The 21,550-nt window shown below is 60.1% G+C and carries 17 protein-coding genes and 1 pseudogene; 7 read left to right on the forward strand and 11 right to left on the reverse strand.

Features of this window, described 5'->3' with window-relative positions; genetic code table 11:
• Nucleotides 1–147: 147 nt before the first annotated feature.
• The 3 genes from ACM6HV_RS06760 to aceK form a co-directional block, all read right to left on the reverse strand.
• Entirely contained in the window at nucleotides 148–1,269 is a 1,122-nt protein-coding gene (locus ACM6HV_RS06760; protein ID WP_095667230.1) for a beta-ketoacyl-ACP synthase III, read from the reverse strand.
• Nucleotides 1,270–1,594: 325 nt separating this feature from the next.
• Nucleotides 1,595–5,506, reverse strand: coding sequence for an ATP-dependent RNA helicase HrpA (gene hrpA / locus ACM6HV_RS06765; RefSeq protein ID WP_414903819.1), 3,912 nt, complete (start codon nucleotides 5,504–5,506; stop codon nucleotides 1,595–1,597).
• A 180-nt stretch (nucleotides 5,507–5,686) separates the two neighbouring features.
• Entirely contained in the window at nucleotides 5,687–7,408 is a 1,722-nt protein-coding gene (gene aceK, locus ACM6HV_RS06770) for a bifunctional isocitrate dehydrogenase kinase/phosphatase (RefSeq protein WP_135295161.1), read from the reverse strand.
• Nucleotides 7,409–7,627: 219 nt separating this feature from the next.
• On the opposite strand from aceK, the gene ACM6HV_RS06775 reads away from it, so the two are divergent.
• Nucleotides 7,628–8,536, forward strand: a complete 909-nt coding sequence (locus ACM6HV_RS06775; protein ID WP_414903820.1) for a DMT family transporter — start codon at nucleotides 7,628–7,630, stop codon at nucleotides 8,534–8,536.
• A 130-nt stretch (nucleotides 8,537–8,666) separates the two neighbouring features.
• On the opposite strand, the gene ACM6HV_RS06780 is transcribed toward ACM6HV_RS06775, so the two are convergent.
• Nucleotides 8,667–9,530: a DMT family transporter gene (locus tag ACM6HV_RS06780; RefSeq protein ID WP_145593318.1), complete on the reverse strand. Its 864-nt coding sequence runs from the start codon at nucleotides 9,528–9,530 to the stop codon at nucleotides 8,667–8,669.
• A 556-nt stretch (nucleotides 9,531–10,086) separates the two neighbouring features.
• Between ACM6HV_RS06780 and ACM6HV_RS06785 the strand changes: the two genes are divergently transcribed.
• Together ACM6HV_RS06785 and ACM6HV_RS06790 are read left to right on the forward strand one after the other, a co-directional pair.
• A complete protein-coding gene (locus ACM6HV_RS06785) occupies nucleotides 10,087–10,509 on the forward strand; it encodes a hypothetical protein (RefSeq protein ID WP_371921067.1) in 423 nt (140 codons plus the stop codon).
• 35 nt (nucleotides 10,510–10,544) lie between these two features.
• Nucleotides 10,545–10,703, forward strand: a complete 159-nt coding sequence (locus ACM6HV_RS06790) for a hypothetical protein (protein WP_329699363.1) — start codon at nucleotides 10,545–10,547, stop codon at nucleotides 10,701–10,703.
• 57 nt (nucleotides 10,704–10,760) lie between these two features.
• Here ACM6HV_RS06790 and ACM6HV_RS06795 read toward each other — a convergent pair whose 3' ends face one another.
• Both ACM6HV_RS06795 and cysK read right to left on the reverse strand, forming a co-directional pair.
• Entirely contained in the window at nucleotides 10,761–11,699 is a 939-nt protein-coding gene (locus ACM6HV_RS06795; RefSeq protein ID WP_047292347.1) for an aspartyl/asparaginyl beta-hydroxylase domain-containing protein, read from the reverse strand.
• A 184-nt stretch (nucleotides 11,700–11,883) separates the two neighbouring features.
• A complete protein-coding gene (gene cysK / locus ACM6HV_RS06800) occupies nucleotides 11,884–12,858 on the reverse strand; it encodes a cysteine synthase A (protein ID WP_145593321.1) in 975 nt (324 codons plus the stop codon).
• Nucleotides 12,859–12,985: 127 nt separating this feature from the next.
• On the opposite strand from cysK, the gene ACM6HV_RS06805 reads away from it, so the two are divergent.
• Complete coding sequence (locus ACM6HV_RS06805) at nucleotides 12,986–14,062, forward strand: DUF748 domain-containing protein (protein ID WP_145593322.1); 1,077 nt, start codon at nucleotides 12,986–12,988, stop codon at nucleotides 14,060–14,062.
• Here the strand turns inward: ACM6HV_RS06805 and ACM6HV_RS06810 are convergent.
• Nucleotides 14,058–14,324 (reverse strand): annotated as a pseudogene (locus ACM6HV_RS06810) (DUF2442 domain-containing protein); the annotation flags it as partial. The gene ACM6HV_RS06805 and the pseudogene ACM6HV_RS06810 overlap by 5 nt on opposite strands.
• 280 nt (nucleotides 14,325–14,604) lie before the next feature.
• Between ACM6HV_RS06810 and ACM6HV_RS06815 the strand changes: the two are divergent.
• Together ACM6HV_RS06815 and ACM6HV_RS06820 are read left to right on the forward strand one after the other, a co-directional pair.
• A complete protein-coding gene (locus ACM6HV_RS06815; protein ID WP_003222636.1) occupies nucleotides 14,605–15,450 on the forward strand; it encodes an AAA family ATPase in 846 nt (281 codons plus the stop codon).
• A gap of 12 nt (nucleotides 15,451–15,462) precedes the next feature.
• Nucleotides 15,463–16,641, forward strand: coding sequence for a vWA domain-containing protein (locus ACM6HV_RS06820; RefSeq protein ID WP_027614532.1), 1,179 nt, complete (start codon nucleotides 15,463–15,465; stop codon nucleotides 16,639–16,641).
• Between the two features lie 92 nt (nucleotides 16,642–16,733).
• Here ACM6HV_RS06820 and ACM6HV_RS06825 read toward each other — a convergent pair whose 3' ends face one another.
• The 4 genes from ACM6HV_RS06825 to ACM6HV_RS06840 form a co-directional block, all read right to left on the reverse strand.
• Nucleotides 16,734–17,657 (reverse strand): biotin-dependent carboxyltransferase family protein, encoded by a 924-nt coding sequence (locus ACM6HV_RS06825; protein WP_414903821.1) that lies wholly within the window; start codon nucleotides 17,655–17,657, stop codon nucleotides 16,734–16,736.
• A complete protein-coding gene (locus ACM6HV_RS06830) occupies nucleotides 17,654–18,358 on the reverse strand; it encodes a 5-oxoprolinase subunit B family protein (RefSeq protein ID WP_414903822.1) in 705 nt (234 codons plus the stop codon). The genes ACM6HV_RS06825 and ACM6HV_RS06830 overlap by 4 nt, the downstream gene beginning before the upstream one ends.
• Entirely contained in the window at nucleotides 18,355–19,107 is a 753-nt protein-coding gene (locus ACM6HV_RS06835; protein WP_145593326.1) for a 5-oxoprolinase subunit PxpA, read from the reverse strand. Before ACM6HV_RS06835 ends, ACM6HV_RS06830 begins: the two co-directional genes overlap by 4 nt.
• 63 nt (nucleotides 19,108–19,170) lie before the next feature.
• On the reverse strand, nucleotides 19,171–20,457 hold the full coding sequence (locus ACM6HV_RS06840; protein WP_145593327.1) for an MFS transporter: 1,287 nt from the start codon (nucleotides 20,455–20,457) through the stop codon (nucleotides 19,171–19,173).
• Between the two features lie 158 nt (nucleotides 20,458–20,615).
• Here ACM6HV_RS06840 and ACM6HV_RS06845 point away from each other — a divergent pair, with 158 nt between their 5' ends.
• Nucleotides 20,616–21,530 (forward strand): LysR family transcriptional regulator, encoded by a 915-nt coding sequence (locus ACM6HV_RS06845; protein ID WP_414903823.1) that lies wholly within the window; start codon nucleotides 20,616–20,618, stop codon nucleotides 21,528–21,530.
• Nucleotides 21,531–21,550 lie beyond the last annotated feature (20 nt).

The raw sequence follows: 21,550 nt of genomic DNA on the forward strand, positions 1-21,550 counted from the left end.
CCTGTGGCGAGCGAGCTTGCTCGCGCTCGGCTGCGCAGCAGTCGCAAAACCGGCGATTGCGGTTCTTCAGCAAGACCGCAACCGCCGGTTTTGGGAGCGCTACGCACTCCAGCGGGAGCAAGCTCCCTCGCCACAAGGGGGGGTAACTCAGCGCTTGCGCAGAATCACGCTGCCGATCGAGTAACCGGCGCCGAACGAGCTCAGCACGGCCAGCGAACCGCTGGCCAGATCGTCCTGATACTTGTGGAATGCAATCACCGAGCCCGCAGAGCTGGTGTTGGCGTAGGTGTCGAGAATCACCGGGGCTTCTTCTTCGGTGGCTTCACGACCCAGCAGCTTGCGCACGATCAGGTGGTTCATGCTCAGGTTGGCCTGGTGCAGCCAGAAGCGCTTGACGTCGCCGACGTTGAGTTTGTTCTCTTCCAGGTGCTCACCGATCAGCTCGGCAACCATCGGGCAGACATCCTTGAACACCTTGCGGCCTTCCTGCACGAACAGTTTGTCGCGGGCACCGATGCCCTCCTCCGCCGCACGGTTGAGGAAGCCGAAGTTGTTACGGATGTTGTTGGAGAATTTGGTCAGCAATTTGGTGCTGACCACATCGAACTGGTACTTGGAGGTCGCCAGGTCAGCGCGTTCGATGATGACTGCCGTCGCGGCGTCGCCGAAGATGAAGTGGCTGTCGCGGTCGCGGAAGTTCAGGTGACCGGTGCAGACTTCCGGGTTGACCATCAGGATCGCCCGGGCCTGACCCAGTTGCACGCTGTTGGCCGCAGCCTGAATGCCGAAAGTCGCCGAGGAGCAGGCCACGTTCATGTCGAAACCGAAGCCCTGAATGCCCAGTGCTTCCTGGACTTCGATGGCGATGGCCGGGTAGGCGCGCTGCAGATTGGAGCAGGCGACGATCACGCCGTCGATGTCGGCGGCGGTCTTGCCGGCACGTTGCAACGCCTGTTCGGCGGCGCCGATGGCCATCTGGCAGAGGACCGACCATTCGTCGTTGGAGCGTTCCGGCAGACGCGGGGCCATGCGTTGCGGATCGAGAATGCCATCCTTGTCCATGACAAAGCGGCTCTTGATACCGGAGGCCTTTTCGATGAACGCGGCGCTGGATTCGGTCAGCGCCTGGACTTCACCGCGGGCGATGGCATCGGCGTTGTCGGCGTTGAACTGCGCGACGTAGGTATTGAAAGACTGCACCAGCTCTTCGTTGGAAATGCTGTTGGCCGGGGTGTACAGGCCGGTGCCGCTGATGACGACGTTATGCATGGTCGTTTCTCTAATCTGTTCAGGCAGAAAGCGCTGGCACCGACGTACCAACACACAAAGGGTCTGTTCCCGTCCGGGGACGCTGACCTGGCATCGCTTTATTCCGATCGCGGCCTCACTGAAGGCTCTGGGTCGCGAAAACGGCGTTTATGGTCGCGAAGTTTGCCATAAACCCAAGGTTTTGGCGCCTTTCTCAAGCACCACCCAGATCCAATGTGGGAGCGAGCCTGCTCGCGAAGGCAGTGTGTCAGTCACGAGGATGGTGTCTGATATACCGCTTTCGCGAGCAGGCTCGCTCCCACACGGGATCGTGTACGACTCAAGATCAGGCCTCGACCTGACTCCACTGCTTGCTCAGCCGCTTGTCCGAGATCGGCACTTTCGTTCCCAACTGCTGGGCGAACAGCGACACCCGGTATTCCTCCAGCCACCAGCGGTACAACTCCAGCTGCGGATCGCGCTTGCCTTCCTGGGCATGTTTCGCCGCGCGGGTCTGGTATTGCGCCCAGAGGCCGGCCAGTTCACCGCTCCAGACGCGATCCTTCTGTACTTGCGCACCGAGTTTCTCGAAACGCTGCTCGACCGCCTTCAGATAGCGCGGCAGCTCCTTGAGCCATTGCATCGGTGTTTCCCGGACAAACCCCGGATACACCAGATGGCTGATTTGCTGCTTGATGTCATTCAGCGCCACAGCCTGCGCCAGATCGATCTTGCCCTTGAAGCGTTTTTGCAGGCCGTGCCACAGTTTGAGAATCTCCAGCGTCAGCCGCGCCACGCGCTCGGCGTGTTCGGTCCAGCTGCCGCGTTTGCGTTCGGCCAATGCCGCCAGCCCGGCACCGTCACGCGGCAACGGGTCTTCGCCTTCAAGGATGCAACTGTCGAGACTGGCCAGCAGAATGTCTTCGACCAGTGCATCCACTCGGCCCAACTCGCGATATAGCAGGCCCAACTCGGTGATGCCCGGCAGTTTGCTGCGCAGGAACTTCGCCGGTTCCACCAGTTGCTGCATCAGCAGCCGCTGCAAGGCGCGGCGATGCTGGAATTCGGCTTCGGCCGGGGTCGAAAACCGCCCTTCCTTGACCGTGCCGCCCTCTTCCACCAGCGCCGGATAGACCGTCATCGACAGGCCGGCAATCTTCTGCTGAGTCTTTTCCGCCACCGGGGCAAACACTTTGGCCTCCACCGGTTGCTGACTTTTCGCACTTTGCGGCACGGCCAAAGCCGCTTGACTGGCTTCGGCGAAGCGCGCGGTGAGCTCGGCCAGATCGCGTCCCTCACCAAGAAACTTGCCTTGGCCGTCGACGATTTCCAGGTTCATCCGCAGATGGCTTTCGACCTGCTGCGCCGCTTCCGCCCAAGCCTCATCGCTGACTCGGGCGCCGGTCATGCGCAGCAGTTCGCGACCCAGCGATTGCGGCAACGAGCCCTCTGCGAAGCTCATGCGTTGCAACGCCGCTTTGATGAAATCCGGCACCGGCACGAAGTTTTTGCGCAGGGCTTTCGGCAGATTGCGCACCAGCGCAATGCACTTGGCCTCGATCAGCCCCGGCACCAGCCATTCCAGACGCTCCGGCGGCAGCATCGGCAGCAGCGGTGCCGGCACGCGCAGGGTCACGCCGTCGCGCGGGTGATTGGGTTCGAAGTGGTAGCTGAGCGCCAGCTCCAGATCGCCGATGTGCAGCGTATCCGGGTAGTCGCGCGCGGTGACTTCGCTGGCCTCGCGGGCCAGCACGTCTTCTTCGCGCATGATCAGCAGCTGCGGGTTCTTCTGGCTGTTGACCCGATACCAACTGTCGAAGGTCGCGGTCTGGTGAATCTCCGCCGGCAAGCGCGCATCGTAGAACGCGTACAGGGTTTCTTCGTCAGCGAGGATGTCGCGGCGCCGTGCCTTGGCTTCCAGTTCGTCGAGCTGTTCGAGCAACTGTTTGTTGGCGCTCAGGCATTTGGCTTTCGACTGAATCTCGCCACGCACCAGGCCCTCGCGGATAAACAGCTCACGCGATACCACCGGATCCACCGGGCCGTAATGCACAGGACGGCGACCGACCACGATCAGCCCGAACAGGGTGATCTGCTCGTAGGCCACGACCTGGCCGCGCTTCTTCTCCCAGTGCGGTTCGAAATGGTTTTTCTTGATCAGGTGCCCGGCCAGCGGCTCGATCCAGTCGGCGTCGATCTTGGCGACCATCCGCGCGTAGAGCTTGGTGGTTTCCACCAGTTCGGCGGTCATCAGCCACTGCGGGCGCTTCTTGCCGATGCCCGACGACGGGTGAATCCAGAAGCGCCGTTGCCGGGCACCGAGGTAATCGCCGTCTTCGGTTTTCTGGCCGATCTGGCTGAGCAATCCGACCAGCACCGCTTTGTGCAGTTTCGGGTAATCCGCCGGCTCTTTATTCAGGCTCAACTGCATGTCGCGGCAGATCAGGCTCAACTGGCGATGAGAGTCACGCCACTCGCGCAGACGCAGATAATTGAGGAAATTCTTCCGGCACCAGTTACGCAGCGGGCTGGCGGTCAGCGCTTGGCGCTGTTCTTCAAAACCGCGCCACAGATTGACCAGGCCGGCGAAGTCCGAATCGCTGTCCTTCCACTGCGCGTGGGCCTGATCCGCCGCTTGCTGACGCTCCGGCGGACGCTCGCGCGGGTCTTGAATCGACATCGCACTGGCGACGATCAGCACTTCCTGCAGGCTGCCGAGTTTCGCCGCTTCCAAGAGCATACGCCCCATGCGCGGGTCCACCGGCAGGCGCGCCAACTGGCGCCCGAGCGGGGTCAGCTGACTGTTGCGATCCACCGCCGAGAGTTCTTGCAGCAGGTTGAAACCGTCGCTGATCGCCTTGCCGTCCGGCGGCTCGATGAACGGGAACGCGGTGATCTCACCGAGGCGCAGGTGCAGCATCTGCAAGATCACGGCGGCAAGGTTGGTGCGCAGAATTTCCGGGTCAGTGAATTCCGGGCGACCGAGGAAATCTTCCTCGCTGTAAAGCCGCACGCAAATCCCCGGTTCAACCCGGCCGCAACGACCCTTACGCTGATTGGCGCTGGCCTGGGAAATCGCTTCGATCGGCAGGCGCTGCACCTTGGCGCGATAGCTGTAGCGACTGATGCGCGCGGTGCCGCTGTCGATCACGTACCGGATGCCCGGCACGGTCAACGAGGTCTCGGCGACGTTGGTCGCCAGCACCACGCGGCGTCCCGGATGCGACTGGAAAATCCGCTGCTGTTCAGCCGGCGACAGACGCGCGTACAGCGGCAGGATTTCCGTGTGTTTGAGCTGGGCCTTGCGCAGCATGTCGGCGGCGTCGCGAATCTCGCGCTCGCCGGGTAGGAACACCAGCACATCGCCGGGACTGCGGCGTTCGCTGCGCTCGTAGGCGGCGATCTCGTCGAGGGTGGCGAGGATCGCCTGATCGACGGTCAGGTCGTCTTCGACGCGGTTGCCTTCTTCATCCTGCTCAAGCGTCAGCGGGCGATACCAGGTTTCAACCGGGAAGGTGCGGCCGGACACCTCGACAATCGGCGCGTCATCGAAATGCTTGGAGAAGCGCTCCAGATCGATGGTCGCCGAGGTGATGATGACTTTCAGGTCCGGACGACGCGGCAGCAGGGTTTTCAGGTAACCGAGCAGGAAGTCGATGTTCAGGCTGCGTTCGTGGGCTTCGTCGACGATGATCGTGTCGTAGCGTTCCAGATAACGGTCATTCTGGGTTTCCGCCAGCAGGATGCCGTCGGTCATCAGTTTGATCAGGGTGTTGGCATCGCTCTGATCTTCGAAACGCACCTGATAACCGACCAGCGCGCCCAGTGGCGTACCGAGTTCTTCGGCGACCCGGCTGGCCACACTGCGCGCCGCGATTCGACGCGGCTGGGTGTGGCCGATCAAGCCATGCTGACCGCGACCGATTTCCAGACAGATTTTCGGCAACTGCGTGGTTTTACCCGAACCGGTTTCGCCGGCGATGATCAGAACCTGATGCTTCTCCAGCGCAGCCTTGATCTCATCGCGCTTGGCGGCGATTGGCAGGCTGTCGTCGTAACGAATCACCGGCAGGCTGGCACGGCGCGCCAGCACCTGATCACTGGACGCCTGCAGGCGCGTCACCCACTGGGCCAGTTTGGCCTCGTCGGGTTTCTTGCGCAGCTCGAGCAACTGCCGCCGCAGCCGATGACGGTCGGCGAGCATGGCGTGATCAAGGTTTTTCAGCAGTTTGTCGATGGAGGGCGATTCGTCGGTCATCGGGTACGCAATTCGGTCGTCTATATGTGCAGGGGGCGGATTGTCGCAGATTTGCTCTCGATTGACCTGCTTCCCCTGTAGGAGCTGTCGCAGGCTGCGATCTTTTGATCTTGTTTTTTAAAATCAAAGTCAAAAGATCGCAGCCTGCGGCAGCTCCTACAGGGTTGAGGTGACAACGGGTTATTCGTTGTCGAGGCCTTTGCGACGGTATGGGAACACGTCGATGACTTTCCCGGCGCGAATCGCCTCCTGCAAACCCTTCCAGTAATCGGCGTTGTACAACTCGCCGTGCAGTTGATCGAACAGTTTGCGCTGCCCGGCATCAGCGAACAGGAACGGCGGAAACTCTTCCGGGAACACGTCCAGCGGCCCGATCGAATACCACGGCTCGGAAGCCATTTCGTCCTCGGGGGTGCGCGGCGCGGGGATGTGGCGAAAGTTGGCTTCGGTCAGGAAACAAATCTCGTCGTAATCGTAAAACACCACCCGCCCGTGACGGGTGACGCCGAAGTTCTTCAGCAACATGTCGCCGGGGAAGATGTTGGCCGCCGCCAGTTGCTTGATCGCCAGTCCGTAATCCTCCAGCGCCTCGCGCACCTGCGCTTCGTTGGCATTGTCCAGATAGAGGTTGAGCGGGGTCATGCGGCGCTCGGTCCAGCAGTGACGGATCAGCACCGTGTCGCCTTCGACCGAGACCGTCGACGGCGCGACTTCCAGCAGTTCTTCCAGACACGCCGGATCGAACTTGCTCAGTGGAAAACGGAAGTCGGCGAATTCCTGGGTATCGGCCATGCGCCCGACGCGGTCGACGCTTTTCACCAGACGATATTTTTCGATCACCGTCGCCCGGTCGACGTTTTTCGACGGTGAGAAACGGTCCTTGATGATCTTGAACACGGTGTTGAAGCCCGGCAGGGTGAACACGCTCATGACCATGCCACGCACGCCCGGCGCCATGATGAACTGATCGTCGGTGTTGGCCAGGTGATTGATCAGCGCGCGGTAGAACTCGGACTTGCCGTGTTTGTAGAAGCCGATCGAGGTGTACAGCTCGGCGATGTGCTTGCCCGGCAGAATGCGCCGCAGGAAACCGATGAACTCGGCCGGCACCGGCACATCGACCATGAAATACGAACGGGTGAAGGAGAAGATGATCGACACATCGGCTTCGTCGGTGATCAGCGCGTCAATCTGAATCCCGCGGCCTTCACGGTGCAGCAGCGGAATCACCAGCGGCCACTGCTCGTCGCGGGTGTAGATGCGCCCGACCAGATACGCGCCTTTGTTGCGGTACAGCACCGAGGAAAACAGCTCGACACTCAGCTCCGGATCCTTGCACACCCAGTCCGGCAAATTCTCGCGCAGTTGCGCTTCGAGGCGCTGCAGATCGCCGGGCAGATCGGCGTAATCCTCGCTGAAGCGGTAGTCGGCAAAGATGCTGGCGAGCATCGACGACAACTGCCCTTGCGGCTTGTAGGTGCGGGTTTGCGCAGCCCGGGCGCGGCGCAGGCTCGGCCGGGTGGTGTGGATGAACATGCAGCCGTCGCTGATCAGGTCGTGGCTGAACAGCCCGCAGAAGATCGAGTTGTACCAGGTCTCGGACAGCTCATCATCGAAGCGCAGGTCGATCACGCTGATGTAGGCGCTTTTCACCAACGGCCAGCTGCCGACATTCATCAACGTCTCGTCGTCGAAATGCTCGCGCAGGCGGGCGATGGTTTCGCCGACCTTTTCCTCGTAAAGATTGATCCGCGCTGCCGAGGCGGTCTGCGTTTCCTGCCAGCGCGCCTGCTCGAAGCGCTCGCGCGCGCCATCGGTAATCCGCCGGAAATGCTCGCGGTAATCGTCAAAGCCATCGAGGATCATGCGGGCGATGTCGGTGGCTGGCCATTGCTGCGGCATAGATGAGACCTCGGCGTGCAAGTGGAAATCTGTGCCTGAGCTTAGCCACGGAACCGGGTGCAGGTGAAGTGCAATTTCTGCCAAAACCGGAACGCCAGCGCACATCGCTGGCATTTTTCACCAGGCAACCCACTGCTGAGAATTAAATGCCCGATTAGCGGTTGCCATCGCCGGGGCGCTCGGCAACACTCTCGTCCCGATCAAGGAAGGAGTGCCATCGTGAGCGCTGTCGATATTTTCCGCATGCTGTCGCTGGCAGCCATCTGGGGCGCGAGTTTCCTGTTCATGCGCATTATTGCGCCGGTCATCGGCACCATTCCGACTGCGTTCTTTCGGGTGTCGATAGCGGCCGTCGGTCTGCTGGTGATTCTCGGGTTGATGCGCATCAGTTGGGACTTCAAAGGCAAGCTGAAAACCGTGATGTTGCTGGGCGTGATCAATTCGGGGATTCCGGCAACGCTGTATTCGGTCGCGGCGCAAGTGTTGCCGGCCGGCTACTCGGCAATCTTCAACGCCACCACGCCGCTGATGGGCGTATTGATCGGCGGGCTGTTTTTCAGTGAAAAACTCACTGTCGCGAAGCTGACCGGGGTGTTTCTCGGCTTGTTCGGTGTCGGTGTGCTGACGCGTGCAGGGCCGGTGGCTTTCGATCTGCCATTGCTCATGGGCGCCCTCGCCTGCCTGCTTGCCACCACCTGCTACGGTTTCGCCGGATTTCTCACGCGACGCTGGCTGGATCACAGCGGCGGGCTCGACAGTCGTCTCTCGGCGGTGGGCAGCATGCTCGGCGCTTCGCTGTTTCTGTTGCCGCTGTTCGGCTACAGCGTGATCACCGCCCCTCCGGCAAGCTGGGGTGGGTGGAATGTCTGGCTGTCGCTGCTGGGCCTGGGGCTGGGTTGCACCGCGTTCGCCTACATCATCTATTTCCGCTTGCTCAGTTCCATCGGCCCGGTCAAATCGATGACCGTCACCTTCATGATCCCGGCGTTCGGCGTGTTGTGGGGTGCGTTGCTGCTGGATGAGCCGCTGTCGATGGCTCACTTGTATGGCGGGGTGTTGATTGCGCTGGCGTTGTGGTTGGTGTTGAAGCCGGCGGTGGTGAAGCCTTCTGCCGTTACAGCCCGATGATTTTGTTGCATTAATAAGGCCGTATTCGCGAGCAGGCTCGCTCCCACACTGGATCTGGGCAACAGTATAAATTCCTGTGGGAGCGAGCCTGCTCGCGATGGCGGCCGAACAGCCGCCATCGGTTTACAGGTCAGCTGGATTTACGGAACACAAACGCCAGACCGACAATGATCAACAGCATCCCCAGCACACTCAGCGCCGCCAGACGATTGCCGAAAATCAGATAGTCCATCAGCGCCGTCACCGCTGGCACCAGATAGAACAGACTGGTGACGTTCACCAGATTGCCCCGAGCGATCAGGCGGTACAGCAACAGCGTCGCCAGCACCGACACCACCAGTCCCATCCACAACACCGGCACGATGAAACCGGTGCTGTGCTCAAAGTGGAACGGTTGAAACGGCACAAATATCCCGCACAACAACAGTCCGGCCAGGTATTGCACCGGCAGCGTGCCGAGGGGATTGTCGGTGATGCGTTTCTGCATGATCGAACCCAGAGTCATGCTCGCCAGTGCAAGCAGGCCAAACAGCATGCCGGCCCAGGACATCCCCGCCAGACCGATGCCCTGGTAAACCACCATGATCAGCCCGACCAGGCCCAGCGCCAGACCGAACATCCGGCTGGCCGAGCGCTGCCGCTCCATCAACACCACGGTGAGGATCGGCTGTACACCCATGATGGTCGCCATCACCCCCGGCGTGACTTGAGTGTTGAGCGCCAACAGATAAAAAATCTGATACGCGCCCAACAACACCAGGCCCGTTGCAATCGCGAACAGCATCGGCCGACCGCCCTTGGGCAGCTTCAACTTGAGCAGCGGCGTCAACAGCAGCAGCCCGCACAGGGCGATCACAAAGCGAATCAGCAGAAAGGCAAAGGGCGAGGCATGGGCCAGCCCCCATTTGGAGAAGATCGCACCACTGCTCCACAGCAGAACGAACAGGCTCGTGGACATCGCCGCGAGCGCGGTTTTTTTCGAAAGGACAAACATGAATACCACCTGTAGTCAGGCAAATAGCCAACTCAGCCGAGGCTGAAATTCAGTAGGTTTTTCTGGCGGGCGCAGGGGGTCAGCAGAGAATGCCGATCAGCCCGAAACGCCAACGCCCGGCGGTGATACGACGACGCACACCGGCGTGTTACTGACAGGTGGAGGGTAATGACTGATCTGCCCAGGCTGCTGATTCCCGCACGGCACGACGCCAGCGTTGACCGCTGAATCGACTACCGCGTTGATGAGGGATGCAGGCATTGGGCTGATCTTTTTTGAAGGGTTTGGAGAGTGAATCAGCTGATTCACGAGCGCCGACTATAACCAGCGTGGGACATGGATTGCAACGATTTGGACAAAGGGCCAGCAGGGACAGTTGGCGGCGAGGTGAATAGGCTGATGAGCAACGGATAGGCCCATTGATGGGGAGACAGGGAATGCTCGGGATCACATGCCAAGGGAACGGACGAATTTGCGGTATCAGTTGTACAAGTCGCAGGCCAGAAAACAGGCAAGCATCGCTAAAGCTCTATCACAGCTTCCAGCAGGACAAGACTTGTCGAAAGTACGCTTCGAACCCATCGATGCCATAGCACTGAGCGCGTTCGAGCTTTGGGAGAATCCACTTTTTTGCTGGCGAGAGGTTGCCGCATGGAAGTCACGAGAACCCCTGTCCCTGGATATCGCGATCTGGTTTGAAGAGCAGCTTTGCGGACTGTGTTTCGTCAATCCGAACAAAAGCCGCCAACGTATTCGAATCGTCCGATTGGAAGGGCGACCCGGGGATTCTCACCCGCTGAAAAATCGTATCGGGACCTTGGCGATGATGGTCATTGATGAGTTCGCCCAAATAATCGGTAGCAACTTCATAGAAGTCCAGGAGCCGATGCAGGGAGCAATTCCTGTTTATACAAAGCTCGGCTTCAAATTTGATTTGGAAGGTCGTCTTGTCCTCGCAGTGGAGAGTAACGTATGGTGAAAACAGCTCAAGTAATGATCAATGAGGGAGGGAACATGCGCAAATCAGTCAAGAAATCCCCCACCAGGAAAAGATCAACCAAAACGGAAGGAACGATTGTCTCCTCCAAGCTATCTGCCAATCAGCAGCGTTTTCTGCAACTACTGATTACAGGCATAGAAGACGAACCCAACGTTCTCGCCGGGCGCCGCTGACTCACAGACAATAAAAAACCGCTCACAAGGAGCGGTTTTTTATTTCAACACCCAGCCTCAACCAAACAGCCAATACCCCAGCAACGTCAACACCAGCACCGCCAATACCGGACGCAGGATGCGGTATGCCTTGGGATTGCGGCGTTTCCACTGTTTGACCACGCCACTGAACTTGTCGCTGAAGCTCTTGCTCCAGGCATAAGCCTGGTTAATGCCGCCGACACGCTCGTCATCAAGGTTCTGCGGCGCGGTGGCGCGTCCCAGCCAGGCGCTGATAGCGCGGTTGATGCGGGTCATCAGACGGTTGCTCAGCGGGCGTTCGACATCGCAGAACAGGATGACGCGGGTCTGTTCGGTTTCGTTCTTGACCCAGTGCACGTAGGTCTCGTCGAACATCACATCTTCACCGTCGCGCCAGGCGTAGACCTGACCATCGACGAAGATCCGGCAGTCGTCGGAGTTAGGCGTCGACAGGCCCAGGTGATAACGCAGCGAGCCGGCAAACGGATCACGGTGCGGGTTCAGGTGGCTGCCACCGGGCAACAGCGCGAACATCGCGCCTTTGACGTTAGGGATCGCACTGACCAGCGCCACGGTTTTCGGGCACAGGGTTTCGGCCGACGGCAGCGGTTTGTCGTACCACTTGAGGTAGAAACGCTTCCAGCCCTTCTTGAAGAACGAGCCGAAACCAGCGTCGTTGTTCTTCTCCGCGGCGCGGATATAGCCCTCGTCGAACAGGTGCATGGCTTCGTCGCGAATGGTTTCCCAGTTATCGCGCAGCACATCCAGTTCCGGAAACTTGCTGCGATCCAGATACGGTTTGGACGGAACGCCGGAGAACAGGTACATCAGCGCGTTGTACGGAGCGAACAGCGCCGAGTGGTTGACGAACTGACGCAGGACCGGCAGACGCGCCTTGCCGCGCAAATGCACATAGAGGATGCTGCCCACAAACAGCAGCAACACCAACACCTTGGCGGCTAACGAAAAGGTCATCAACGACTCCTTGAATAAAGACAACGCTGCGCAATGCCCTTTAGCCGGCATGGCAGCCGGCCATGATAAACACTACCGGCCTCGGGAAAAACCCGCTGAACCCAAGATTCAGTGTTAAGAATTGCGCAACAAAGCATTTATTAGCATAACGATCCTGAACCCCGGCTGATCTGAGTCAATTCGACTATTGCTGATTCTCCTGCTCGGTGAACAGATCGCTGAACAACATGCTCGACAGATACCGCTCACCCGAGTCCGGCAAAATCACCACGATGGTCTTGCCCTGCATCTCCGGCTTCTCGGCAAGACGCACGGCCACGGCCATGGCCGCGCCGCATGAGATCCCGCACAGGATCCCTTCTTCCTGCATCAGTCGCAGCGCCATGGCCTTGGACTCGTCATCGGTGACCAGCTCCACCCGGTCGACCATCGACAAATCGAGGTTTTTCGGCACGAAACCGGCGCCAATCCCCTGAATCTTGTGCGGGCTTGGCTTGATCTCTTCTCCTGCCAGGGCCTGGCTGATCACCGGCGAAGAGACGGGTTCTACCGCGACCGACAGTATCGGTTTGCCCTGGGTATTCTTGATATACCGCGAAACGCCGGTGATGGTTCCGCCGGTCCCGACACCTGCGACCAGTACATCGACAGCGCCGTCAGTGTCGTTCCAGATTTCCGGGCCGGTGGTTTTTTCGTGGATCGCGGGGTTGGCCGGATTATCGAACTGCGACGGCATGAAGTATTTGCCGGTATCACTGGCAACGATCTCGGCAGCCTTCTCGATTGCGCCTTTCATGCCTTTGGCCGGTTCGGTCAGGACCAGTTCTGCGCCGAGGGCCTTGAGCACCTTGCGCCGCTCGATGCTCATCGAGGCCGGCATGGTCAGCATCAATTTGTAACCACGGGCGGCGGCAACGAAGGCCAGACCGATGCCGGTATTGCCCGACGTCGGCTCGACGATGGTCATGCCCGGCTTGAGTTTGCCGCTGCTCTCGGCGTCCCAGATCATGTTCGCGCCGATTCGGCATTTGACCGAATAACCGGGGTTGCGTCCCTCGATCTTGGCCAGAATGGTCACGCCACGCGGCGCGATGCGGTTGATCTGCACCAGCGGCGTATTGCCGATGGAATGGGCGTTGTCAGCGAAAATGCGGCTCATGGCTGGGTCCTTATGCAGCGTTGAATTCAGCCTTTCAAGGTATGCCTGTTGCCTGATGCAGTCCAGTCGGGTCGAACGTCTGCGACGCGCAATAGTCAATCGCTTACATCGTTAGGGAACTACCGCCATGAAGCGTCGCTACAGCTGGCCCATCGGAATTTTCGCCATCATCGTCGTGCTGCTGATCGCCCTGCACATCGCCCTGCCCTACGTGGTACGCGATTACTTGAACGGCAAGCTCGCCGACATGGGCGATTACCGCGGTCAGATCACCGATGTCGATCTGGCCCTCTGGCGCGGCGCTTATAAGATCAACGGCCTGAAAATCGTCAAGGTCGACGGCAAAGTACCGGTGCCGTTCGTCAACGCGCCCGCGATTGATCTGGCAGTCAGCTGGCATTCGCTGTGGTACGACCATGCCGTGGTGGCGCAGGTGCAGTTCTTCAATCCCGAGATCAACTTCGTCGATGGCGGCCCCAACAAGCAGAACTCGCAGACTGGTAAAGGCACCGACTGGCGGGCGCAACTGGGCAAGTTGCTACCGATCACTCTCGACGAGGTGCAGATCCACGACGGCAAGATCACTTTCCGCAATTTCAACTCCAAACCGCCGGTCAACATGAACGCCAGCAACGTCGAGGCGAGCATCTACAACCTGACCAACGTGGTCGACAAACAGGGCAAGCGCGATGCCCGCTTCGAAGGCAAGGCCAAGCTGCTCGGCCATGCACCGCTGGAGACCAGCGCCACCTTCGATCCGCTGAGCAATTTCGAAGACTTCCAGTTCCGCCTGCGCGCCCGCGACATCGAACTCAAAAGCATGAACGACTTTGCCTCGGCCTACGGCAAGTTCGATTTCAACGCCGGCCATGGCGATGTCGTCATCGAAGCTCAGGCGAAAAAAGCCCAGGTCAGCGGCTACATCAAACCCTTGCTGCGTGACGTCGAGGTGTTCAACTGGCAGCAGGACGTGGAAAACAAGGACAAGAGCATCTTCCGCTCCGTCTGGGAGGCCATCGTCGGCGGCACGGAAACCGTGCTGAAGAACCAGGCCAAAAACCAGTTCGCCACCAAGGTCGAACTCAGTGGCAACGTGCATCAGCAAAACATCAGCGCGTTCGAAGCGTTCTTGCAGATTTTGCGTAATGGCTTCATTCAGGCTTTCAATGCGCGGTATGAGCGGCCGAAGCCGGATGCGGGCTAGAGCGCTGCGCCAGCATTTCCAAATAGAGTGTATCTGCGCCGATCTGAATATCCGGTTCCGGCCATTCCACACTCCAGCCGTGATCGCCCAGGATTACAGAGGCGAATATCTCAGGGTCCAGCAATGGCTGGAGTCTTGGACCGTCTTGAAGATCTTGACTCAAATCGACCACCCATCGCTGATCATCGATAAAGGTCAGTTCCAGACAAAAATCAGACCAGACACGAACCGCCGACAGGCGGGGGCGTTTCATCGGTAACATCATGCAAGTCCTTCATCAGATGATGGGCTGCTTCGCAGCCCAGCGGGAGCGAGCTGCCTCGCCACAGATTTAGTGGGCATCCTGGAGGCTATCGCTAAATCAGCAAGCCCTGAATGCTGGCTATCAGCCGAAACCGAGTCAACATGTGACGCCCCATTCAGAGACTGAATAAGCCGTCTGCGTTCACAGTCGACCGGGCTGCGCGTTATAGTCGGGGCATCCGATTTTTTCGCCCCCGCCCTGCCCGTGCAGGTCGGCGTTACCGTTCGAGGATTAGCAGATGAAGTTCGAAGGCACCCAGGCCTACGTCGCCACCGATGACCTGAAGCTGGCGGTCAACGCCGCCATCACTCTGGAGCGGCCGCTGCTGGTCAAGGGCGAACCGGGCACCGGCAAGACCATGCTCGCCGAGCAACTGGCCGAATCGTTCGGCGCCAAGCTGATCACCTGGCACATCAAGTCCACCACCAAGGCCCATCAGGGCCTGTACGAGTACGATGCGGTCAGCCGTCTGCGCGACTCGCAACTGGGCAACGAAAAAGTCCACGACGTGCGCAACTACCTGAAAAAAGGCAAGCTCTGGGAGGCGTTCGAGTCCGAAGAGCGGGTGATCCTGCTGATCGACGAAATCGACAAGGCCGACATCGAGTTCCCGAATGACCTGCTGCAAGAACTCGACAAGATGGAGTTCTACGTTTACGAGATCGACGAGACCATCAAGGCCAAGAAGCGCCCGATCATCATCATTACCTCGAACAACGAGAAAGAGCTGCCGGACGCCTTCCTGCGCCGCTGCTTCTTCCACTACATCGCCTTCCCCGACCGCAGCACCCTGCAGAAAATCGTCGACGTGCACTACCCGGACATCAAGAAGGACCTGGTCAGCGAGGCGCTGGACGTGTTCTTCGACGTGCGCAAGGTGCCGGGCCTGAAGAAGAAGCCGTCGACCTCGGAACTGGTCGATTGGCTGAAGCTGCTGATGGCTGACAACATCGGCGAAGCGGTGCTGCGCGAGCGCGATCCGACCAAAGCCATTCCGCCACTGGCCGGTGCGCTGGTGAAGAACGAGCAGGACGTGCAGTTGCTTGAGCGCCTGGCGTTCATGAGCCGTCGCGGTTCTCGCTAAGAGGCTGATGCCATGTTGCTCAACCTGTTCAATGAAATGCGTGCCGCCAAGGTGCCGGTGTCGGTGCGCGAGTTGCTCGACCTGATCAACGCGCTGAAGCAGCGCGTAACCTTCGCCGACATGGACGAGTTCTACTACTTGTCGCGGGCGATTCTGGTCAAGGACGAACGGCATTTCGACAAGTTCGACCGTGCGTTCGGCGCCTACTTCAATGGTCTGGAAAAACTCGACGATCACTTGCAGGCGCTGATTCCCGAAGATTGGTTGCGCAAGGAATTCGAGCGTTCGTTGACCGATGAGGAACGCGCGCAGATCCAGTCCCTCGGCGGCCTGGACAAGCTGATCGAAGAGTTCAAGAAGCGCCTCGAAGAACAAAAGGAACGCCACGCCGGCGGCAACAAATGGATTGGCACCGGCGGCACCAGCCCGTTTGGCTCCGGCGGCTTCAACCCGGAAGGCATTCGGGTCGGCGATGCCGGCAAGCGTCAGGGCAAAGCGGTCAAGGTCTGGGATCAGCGCGAGTACAAGAACCTCGACGATTCGGTGGAACTGGGCACGCGCAACATCAAGGTTGCTCTGCGGCGTCTGCGCAAATTCGCCCGGCAAGGTGCGGCGGAAGAGCTGGACATCGACGGCACCATCGACCACACCGCCAAAGACGCCGGCCTGCTGAATATCCAGATGCGCCCGGAACGGCGCAACACGGTGAAGCTGTTGCTGCTGTTCGACATCGGCGGCTCGATGGACGCCCACGTGAAGATCTGCGAGGAATTGTTCTCGGCGTGCAAGACCGAGTTCAAGCATCTGGAGTACTTCTACTTCCACAACTTCATTTATGAATCGGTGTGGAAGAACAACATGCGCCGCACGTCCGAGCGCTTCTCGACGCAGGATCTGCTGCACAAGTACGGCGCCGACTACAAAGTGATCTTCATCGGTGACGCCGCCATGGCGCCCTACGAAATCACCCAGGCCGGCGGCAGCGTCGAGCACTGGAACGAAGAGCCGGGCTACCTGTGGATGCAGCGTTTCATGGAAAAGTACAAGAAGCTCATCTGGATCAATCCGTATCCGAAGGACACGTGGGGCTATACCTCGTCGACCAATATCGTGCGCGATTTGATCGAGGATCAGATGTATCCGTTGACGTTGCGTGGGTTGGAAGAAGGGATGCGGTTTTTGTCCAAGTAATCTTTGTTGTCAGTGATGCCCTCTTCGCGAGCAGGCTCGCTCCCACAGGTGAAATGCATTCCAATGTGGGAGCGAGCCTGCTCGCGAAGCCCTTAGCTAATTCTGAAACGCTGCAAATACTCGACATGCTCGCGGTGCGCGACGTCCTGCACCACCGGCCTCAATCGCACCTGCGCCCCCGGCAGACATTGCGCCAGTCGCGCCAGCGCCAACGGCGTCAACGCTCCCAACCGGGGATACCCGCCAATCGTCTGCCGATCATTGAGCAAGACAATCGGCTGTCCATCCGGCGGCACCTGCACCGCACCCAGCGGAATGCCTTCGGAAATCATCGGCCGGCCCTGATACTGCAACGCCGTGCCCAACAGCCGAATGCCCATGCGGTCGGCGCGACTGTCCAGTGCCCACGGACTGTTGAACACATCAAACAGACTCTGCCCGCTGAACTGGCCGATCTGTGCGCCGAGTACCAGATCCAGCGGCGTATGCAGCCGTAAATCAGGTCGATGCGCCAGCGGCACTTCACGCACCTGCAGAACCGCACCGCGATAACTCAACGTCGCGCCCTTGGTCAGCGGTAACCCCATACCATCCAATCCACCGAGTTCTTCGCGCACCACCGTAGCACTGCTGCCCAGCACCTGCGGCGCATCGAAACCACCGGGCGCCGCCAGATAAGCCCGGGCGCCGAGCAGCGGTTGGGTGAACCTCAATGTTTGCCCTTGGCCCAGTTTGAAACTGCGCCACGGCGCCAGCGCCTGCCCATCGATCTGCGCACCGAGATCAGCGCCGGCCAGCGCCAGCAAGCAGTCGACCTGCGCCACCACGGCAAATCCGCCGAGGGTGATTTCGATCGCAGGCAGATCCAGCTGGTTACCCAGCAGCCAGTTGGCCCAGTTCATCGAACACCAATCTGCCGCGCCGCCCTGAGTCACGCCCAAATGGCGCACGCCAAAACGCCCGGCGTCCTGCAACAAACACAGCGGCGTGCTCGCCTCAATCGTCAGTCGGCTCATGCCAGCGCCTCCAGCGGTGTGTCATCACCGCCCAGGTTGATGAACTCGGCGTGGCTCACCGCTTCGAAACGTACGGTGTCGCCGGGTTGCATCAGGCTGTAGCCGTCGCGATGACGGTCGAACAGTTTCGCCGGGGTACGGCCGATCAGGTTCCAGCCGCCGGGGGACACCACCGGATAAGCCGCGGTCTGCCGCTCGGCAATACCGACGCTGCCGGCCGCGACTTTCTTGCGCGGGGTGTCCAGGCGTGGCGCCGCGAGAATTTCTTCCACCAGCCCCATGAAGGCGAATCCCGGTGCGAAGCCGAGGGCGAACACCTGATATTCACGAGCGCTGTGCCGACGGATCACCTCCTCCACCGCCAACCCGCTGCGCTGTGCCAGCAGGCTCAGTTCGGGGCCGACACTCAGGTCGTACCAGACTGGCAACACATGACACTGGCCACGGGTTCGCGCATTTGGCGACAGGTCGATCAAGGCTTCAGCGATCAATTCACGGGCCTGACTCGGGCTCAGCGCGGTCAGGTCGTAATGCACCATCAACGTGGTGTAGGACGGCACCAAGTCGATCAACTGCGCGCCAAACACCCCGCGTAAGCGCTCACTGGCGGCGAGCATCCACGGCATGTTGGTTTCGGCAATTTCATCGAACAGGCGCAGCATCAGGCAATCCACCGCCACCACTTCAATCCTTGGGTTCATGGCGCGCTCTGCTGATTCAGGGCCTCGCGAATGCGCTGCACGGCGGCCACCGAACTGGCGTTGTCGCCATGCACGCACAAAGTGTTGGCCTGCAATTGCAATGCGCTGCCGTCGCTGGCGACGAGGTCACCGCCACGGGCGATGGTCAGGGCCTGTTCGATGATTGTTTCTGGCTCGTGATGCACCGCGCCCGCCAGTTGCCGTGAAACCAGCTTGCCGGCGCTGTCGTAGGCGCGGTCGGCGAAGGCTTCGAACCACAGGGTCACGCCATATTCGTCGCCGAGCTGTTGCGCCGCCGCGTTGTCGCGGGTGGCCATCAACATCAGCGGCAAACTGCGATCGTAAGCAGCGACGGCCTGAATCACCGCCCGCAATTGCGCCGGGTTGGCCATCATGTCGTTGTACATCGCGCCGTGGGGTTTGACGTAACTGACTCGCCCGCCCTGCGCGCGGCAAATGCCGTCGAGCGCGCCGATCTGGTAATGCAGGATGTCTTGCAGCTCTTGCGCGGAATAGGCCATGGAACGCCGGCCGAAGCCAACCAGATCCTGATAGGCCGGGTGTGCGCCGATCTGCACGCCGTGGCTCAGGGCCAGACTGACGGTCTTGCGCATGATGCCCGGGTCACCGGCATGGAAGCCGCAGGCCACGTTGGCGCAGTCGATGAAGGGCATGACTTCGGCGTCCAGACCCATGGTCCAGCTGCCGAAACTCTCGCCGATGTCACAGTTCAATAGCAGGCGGCTCACGGTGAACACTCCTGTAGCTTCTGGTCTTTTTATCCGTAGGACACTTGCCCGGCAGGTTATCAGTTACTGCGCATCCAGTTGCTTGCCACGGGTTTCCGGCAGGCTCAACGCGGCGAGAATCACCACGCCGTAGGACACCGCCGCAAACGCACCGATGCCCACGCTCAGCGGCACCTTCTGGCTGAGCAGGCCAATCAGCAGCGGGAAGAGAGCCGCCAGCGCCCGACCGATGTTGTAGCAGAAACCCTGCCCCGAGCCACGAATCCGCGTCGGAAACAACTCGGTGAGAAACGCGCCCATGCCGCTGAAAATCCCCGAGGCGAAGAAGCCCAGTGGAAAGCCCAACCACAGCATCACGCCATTGCTCACCGGCATCTGCGTGTACAGCAAGACGATGGTGAACGAGCCGACTGCGAACAGGATGAAATTCTTTTTGCGTCCCAGCAGGTCAGTCAGATAAGCGCTGATCACATAGCCGACGTAGGAGCCGACAATCACCATCGCCAGATACCCGCCAGTGCCGAGCACACTCAAACCGCGCTCGTTCTTGAGGAAGGTCGGCAGCCACGAAGTGATCGCGTAGTAACCGCCGAGCGCGCCGGTGGTCAGCAAGGAGGCGCGGAACGTGGTGAACAGCATTCCGGGGGCGAAGATCTCGTAGAACTTCGCCGGATTCTGCGGAGTTTGCGCCGCCTTGGCTTCGCGATAGATCTCCGGGTCTTTCACCAGCCGCCGCACGAAGATCACGAAAATCGCCGGGACGATGCCGAGAATGAACAGCGCACGCCAGGCCTCTTCCGGCGGCAACACCGAGAACAGCAGCGCATACAGAATCGCCGTCAGTCCCCAGCCCAAGGCCCAACCGCTCTGCACCATGCCCACCGCTTTGCCGCGATCCTTGGCGCGGATCACTTCACCGATCAGCACCGCGCCAGCGGTCCATTCACCGCCGAAACCGAAGCCCATCAGGGTGCGGGCGATCAGCAGCTGTTCGTAGTTCTGCGCGAAACCGCAGAGGAAGGTGAAGAAAGCGAACCACAGCACCGTCAGTTGCAGGGTGCGCACGCGGCCGATGCGGTCGGAGAGAATCCCCGCCACCCAGCCGCCGATAGCCGAGGCGATCAGGGTGCTGGTGTGAATCAGCCCGGCCTGCCCGGTGGTGATGCCCCACATGGCGATCAGGGTCGGCACCACGAAGCTGAGCATCTGCGTGTCCATGCCGTCCAGGCCATAGCCGATCTTGCAGCTCCAGAAGGTGCGACGCTCTTGCTGATTGATGTTGCGATACCAGTCGAACGGTCCCGGGCGGGCCGTGCTCTTGGGGAGGTCGAGGGTGTCGGGCGCACGCATGGCAAGTCTCCGCAGGCTTTTATTGGTCTTGTTCGAAGTTCCGACGACGCCTATCGTGGGAACCGGATGCGCCGATTTTTCGTCGCCCGGCCCTGCTGCGTCCAACGAATAAAAACCCGCCTTAGGCATAAGAAAAATTTGTCACCCGAGCCGTTGCCATGAACCTGAAGTTTCTCGAGACCTTTGTCTGGGTCGCCCGGCTGAAGAGTTTTCGCCTGACCGCCGACAAGCTGTTCACCACCCAGGCGTCGATTTCCAGCCGCATCGCGGTGCTCGAAGGCGAGCTGGGGGTGAAGCTGTTTCTGCGCGATTCACGGGGCGTCAGCCTGACGCCCGAAGGCCTGAAGGTACTGGATTACGCCGAGCAGATGCTCGATACGATGTCGGCGCTCAAGCAATCAATCGAAACCCGCTCGAGCAAGGTCGGCCGGGTGCGCATCGGCGTGATGGACACGGTGATCCACACTTGGCTCAGCCCGTTGGTGGCGCAGATGACCGAACGGTATCCGCGGGTGGAAATCGAGCTGGTGGCGGATACCTCGCTGAATCTCTGCGATCAGCTGCAAAAAGGCTTTCTCGACATCGTTCTGCAAACCGATCTGGTGCGCCACGAAAGCGTGCGCAGCCTCGAGCTGGCCAGCCATCCGCTGGGCTGGATCGTCGCCAGCAACTCGATCTACAACCGCGAGTACGCCGACCTTGGTGAGCTGGCGCAGGAACGGATCATCACTTATTCGAAAAACTCCCGACCGCACCAGGACCTGCTGGCGTTGATGCAGGCCAACGGCGTGCTCGCGCCACGCCTGAACTGCGTGAACTCAGTGTCGGCGATTACCCGGTTGTTAGGTGATGGATTCGGCATTGGCGTATTGCCGCCGGTGCTGGTGGCCGAGGAACTGGCGCGGGGTGAACTGACCTTGCTCGACATCGACCAACGACCGCCGAATCTGCAGGTGGTGGTGTCGTGGCGGGTGGGCGTTGAGTGGGTCGAGGAGATGGTGACGTTGTGTCAGCAGGTGCTGGCGGGGTATGCGCGCAAGGTCGGTGAAAAGTACATTGTCTTGAGTGCCTGAAAAGCAAAAGATCGCAGCCT

Origin of the sequence: Pseudomonas sp. IT-P260 (assembly GCF_949768395.1) — a bacterium.
GTDB lineage: Bacteria > Pseudomonadota > Gammaproteobacteria > Pseudomonadales > Pseudomonadaceae > Aquipseudomonas > Aquipseudomonas parakoreensis.

Excerpts from the sequence above, each read along its gene's own strand:
- hrpA (WP_414903819.1), bottom strand. The coding sequence starts at position 5,506 with ATGACCGACGAATCGCCCTCCATCGACAAACTGCTGAAAAACCTTGAT.
- ACM6HV_RS06815 (WP_003222636.1), top strand. The coding sequence starts at position 14,605 with ATGAAGTTCGAAGGCACCCAGGCCTACGTCGCCACCGATGACCTGAAG.
- ACM6HV_RS06825 (WP_414903821.1), bottom strand. The coding sequence starts at position 17,657 with ATGAGCCGACTGACGATTGAGGCGAGCACGCCGCTGTGTTTGTTGCAG.
- ACM6HV_RS06760 (WP_095667230.1), bottom strand. The coding sequence starts at position 1,269 with ATGCATAACGTCGTCATCAGCGGCACCGGCCTGTACACCCCGGCCAAC.
- ACM6HV_RS06820 (WP_027614532.1), top strand. The coding sequence starts at position 15,463 with ATGTTGCTCAACCTGTTCAATGAAATGCGTGCCGCCAAGGTGCCGGTG.
- ACM6HV_RS06840 (WP_145593327.1), bottom strand. The coding sequence starts at position 20,457 with ATGCGTGCGCCCGACACCCTCGACCTCCCCAAGAGCACGGCCCGCCCG.
- ACM6HV_RS06780 (WP_145593318.1), bottom strand. The coding sequence starts at position 9,530 with ATGTTTGTCCTTTCGAAAAAAACCGCGCTCGCGGCGATGTCCACGAGC.
- ACM6HV_RS06805 (WP_145593322.1), top strand. The coding sequence starts at position 12,986 with ATGAAGCGTCGCTACAGCTGGCCCATCGGAATTTTCGCCATCATCGTC.
- ACM6HV_RS06830 (WP_414903822.1), bottom strand. The coding sequence starts at position 18,358 with ATGAACCCAAGGATTGAAGTGGTGGCGGTGGATTGCCTGATGCTGCGC.
- ACM6HV_RS06845 (WP_414903823.1), top strand. The coding sequence starts at position 20,616 with ATGAACCTGAAGTTTCTCGAGACCTTTGTCTGGGTCGCCCGGCTGAAG.
- ACM6HV_RS06790 (WP_329699363.1), top strand. The coding sequence starts at position 10,545 with ATGCGCAAATCAGTCAAGAAATCCCCCACCAGGAAAAGATCAACCAAA.
- cysK (WP_145593321.1), bottom strand. The coding sequence starts at position 12,858 with ATGAGCCGCATTTTCGCTGACAACGCCCATTCCATCGGCAATACGCCG.
- aceK (WP_135295161.1), bottom strand. The coding sequence starts at position 7,408 with ATGCCGCAGCAATGGCCAGCCACCGACATCGCCCGCATGATCCTCGAT.
- ACM6HV_RS06795 (WP_047292347.1), bottom strand. The coding sequence starts at position 11,699 with ATGACCTTTTCGTTAGCCGCCAAGGTGTTGGTGTTGCTGCTGTTTGTG.